General features: G+C 68.5%; 2 protein-coding genes. Both read right to left on the bottom strand.

The window, feature by feature from the left end:
* Positions 1-2,844 (bottom strand): hypothetical protein (locus Q7W29_02675; GenBank protein ID MDO9170715.1); only part of this gene is annotated, 2,844 nt, incomplete at its 3' end.
* 161 nt (positions 2,845-3,005) lie between these two features.
* Positions 3,006-3,189 (bottom strand): carboxymuconolactone decarboxylase family protein (locus Q7W29_02670; GenBank protein MDO9170714.1); only part of this gene is annotated, 184 nt, incomplete at its 5' end.

The following is a 3,189-nucleotide window of genomic DNA, read 5'->3' as shown; positions in this document are numbered from 1 at the left end:
CAGGGTGCGGATCACGCGGCCCTGCAGGTCCAGCACGTCGACCGTCGCGCGGCCGGCCGTCGCCAGGCTGAAGGAGACCGTGGTCATGGGGTTGAAGGGGTTGGGCACGTTGCCGTCCAGGCGGAAGACGCGCGGCGCGTCCCCGGCGCCCGTGTTCGGGTCGAACACCGTCAGCACGACGGGCACCACGTCCGGCGACGAGGCGGTGTTGCTGGCGATCACGAGGTAGGCGTGGTAATCGCCGTCGACCAGGCCCGTGGTGTCGAACAGCAGGTTCAGCTGGTCGGACCCGTTCTGGACGAGCGAGCCGGTCTCCGGCATCACCGTCAGCCAGGGCGCCGTCTGGTAGATCCAGAACGGAGCGTCGCTGACGTCGCTGTACAGGTTGTCCAGGCTGCTGACGCGGATCAGGACGTTCTGGGAGGCGGGACCGCCGACGGTCAGCGTCTCGGTGCCGTCGTTGGGCGTGCTGGCCAGCAGGACGTCCCAGACGCCGCCGCCGTTGTGGCTGACCTCGAGCTTGACCTCGGTCATCACGGTCGCGGCCCAGGTGATCGTGGCGCTGTCGCCGATCTGCAGGATCTCGCCGCCGTTCGGCGACAGGACCGAGACCTCGGGCGTCGGCACGCCGCAGCAGTCGACGTCGGCCCAGATCAGCCAGTCGCCGGCGAAGGCGTACCCGCTGACCACGTCGACGAAGCCCTCGCCCCAGTCGTTGTAGTTCACGCAGGCCTGGGGCGTGGAGTCGACGACGATGCCCACGGGGCCCGCGGAGTCCAGGAATTCGAACAGCAGGAAGTACGAGCCCGACATGTCCTGGCATGCGAAGTCGCAGGCCACCTCGACGTCGTAGTAGCCGTTGGCGGCGATGCCGGAGATGGACATCACGCCGCTGCTGTCCAGGATGGCGCCGGGGGCCGTGCAGTCGGCGCCCGCCGCGGCCAGGTGCACCTGGACCTGGGGTGCGGAGGTCGTCTCCAGGTAGAGCATCATGTGGACGGCCCGCACGTTGAAGCCGGGGTTGCAGGCGCAGGCGTAGTCGGCCGGGTCGATGCGGGTGGCGTAGGTCTCAAAGCCGTACCACCAGCTACCGTAGTAGACCTGGATGCCCGCGATGTCGTCGTTGCCCAAGACGCAGTCGCCCGCGTAGCGCAGGGCGCTGATCAGGTCGGCTCGGCTCGGCTCGGGAACGCTGCGGCCCGCAGCGGCGACGGCGCGGATCGGCCGCACCGACTTGAGCACCGGCGCCTGGTCCATGACGTGGACCGTGTAGTCCAGGACGGAACCGGCCAGGCCGACGTTCGTGAGCTGGACGGCGTCGGTGTCGATGACATCGGGGGCGAGGGTGATCGCGACGTTCGTGGGGCTGACCTGCAGCGCCGCGGCGGGCAGCTGCTTGCTGACCGTGAGGCTCCAGGTCGCGTTGTCGGCGCCGACGTCGGTGTTGGAGAAGACCAGGCCGACCGAGGCGATCTGGGCCAGGGGCACGCTCAGCAGGTAGTTCGCCGACTGGGTCGCCGGGTTCAGGGGGATGGTCTCGAGCACGCCCGAGCCGTCGTTCTTCTTGATCACGGCGACCAGGCCGAACTCGACCAGGTTCCCGCCGTCGAACTGGACGCGCAGCTGCCCGGCCTCGCCGGCCGTGAAACCGGTGAGGTAGAACGGCTTGGCCGACAGGTGGCTGATCGTGCCGGCGGCGACGTACGGGTAGGCGCTGCCGGCGGTGACCACGCTGTTGGGGAACGAGGCCGCCTCGCTGTAGCCGATGCCGGGGATGGCCTTGACCCGCGTCGCGAAGTTCCAGGCCGCGTACTTGGCGAAGAACGCGCCCAGCGACGAGCCGTTCATCGACAGGATGGCGCTGTAGGAGTCCATCACCGACTGGGACGTGTTCAGGGCGCGCCAGGCCCAGAAGTCGACGATGATCTGGTTGCCCCAGGTCTCGCTCATCACGGTCTGCCAGATGCAGTCCTCGTAGGAGCCGGTGCCGCCGGTGTCCAGCGGGCTGGTCGGGTCGGTGATGCCGCTGCCGACCGGCAGGTAGTTGTAGAAGTCGTTCGTGGCGTCGTACACGACGTCCTCGGCCCAGGTGGCGTCCAGTTCGACCCAGCCGCCCTCGGTCCACAGCGAAGTGGCGCGCTGCGAGGCGTGCTTGAACTCGTGGGCGCAGGTCACCTTCGCGGCGCCGAGCGCGTCGCCGTCGGGGTCGTCGTTCGCCGGGAAGCCGACGTAGTTGTTCTCCAGGACGATGCGCGTGCGCGTGCCGGACACCACGGTGGTGTAGCCGTAGGCCGACATGTTCTCGAAGCTGACCGCGTAATAGGGAGCCAGCGGCGGCGCGGTGAAGTGGAGGTTGGTGATCTCCGTGGTCCAGGACGTGTCCATGTAGGTCGCGCAGCGCTCGACGAAATCGGGGATGCCGTTGGCCGGGGTCGTGTCGGTCGTCGGCACGGCGTTGGTGCCGGTCGTGAGGTACGTGAACTGGAAGCGGCCCGAGGGGCTGACGTAGAGGGCCTTGTCGCCGGCCGGCTGCTCCAGCATGGCGTCGATGGCCGTGACGGTGCGCGCGGACAGGCGGCCGCGCAGGCTCTCGAACTCGATGATCAGCGGCGTGGCGCACTTGATCGGGCCCGCGGTCTCGGGCCGGTAGTCCGCCGGCAGCTTCTCCTGGTCGAAGACGTAGAAGAATTTATAGAGCAGGGCTTGCTCGGCGTCGAGGGCGCCGGCATCGAGGGCGGCGTCGATGCGGGCGAACTGCGGCGTGCCGTCGCCTGCGTTCGCCGCACCGGCCAGGGCGAACAGCAGACCGCCGCACAGGGCGATGAGCGTGAGCTTCCGGGACATGGCAGCCTCCTGACAGGGGTGCAAGGGCGAACGGTCCAAGGGGTGCGCGCGCGGCGCGCCCACCGGGACCGGGCCCCTTCAGGGATCGGATAGGGATCAGGATACACGCAAAATGTTCCCGAAATCGTCACGATCCGGCAATTAACGGAAAATCAACAGGTTCAATCGTCCGCCGCCTTCGCGTCCAACAGCTCCGCCAGCAGTTCGTGGGCCCGGCGCAGGTGCGGGACGACGATCGACCCGCCCACGATCAGGCCCACGTCGAAGATCTCCAGGATCTCGGCCTTGCTCACGCCCAGCTCGACGCAGCGGATCGTGTGGTAGGCGATGCAGTCGTCGCAGCGC

The organism is bacterium (genome assembly GCA_030654305.1).
Lineage (GTDB): Bacteria > Krumholzibacteriota > Krumholzibacteriia > LZORAL124-64-63 > LZORAL124-64-63 > PNOJ01.
The sequence above is the reverse complement of the archived record's forward strand: the minus strand, read 5'-3'. Positions and strand labels throughout refer to the sequence as shown.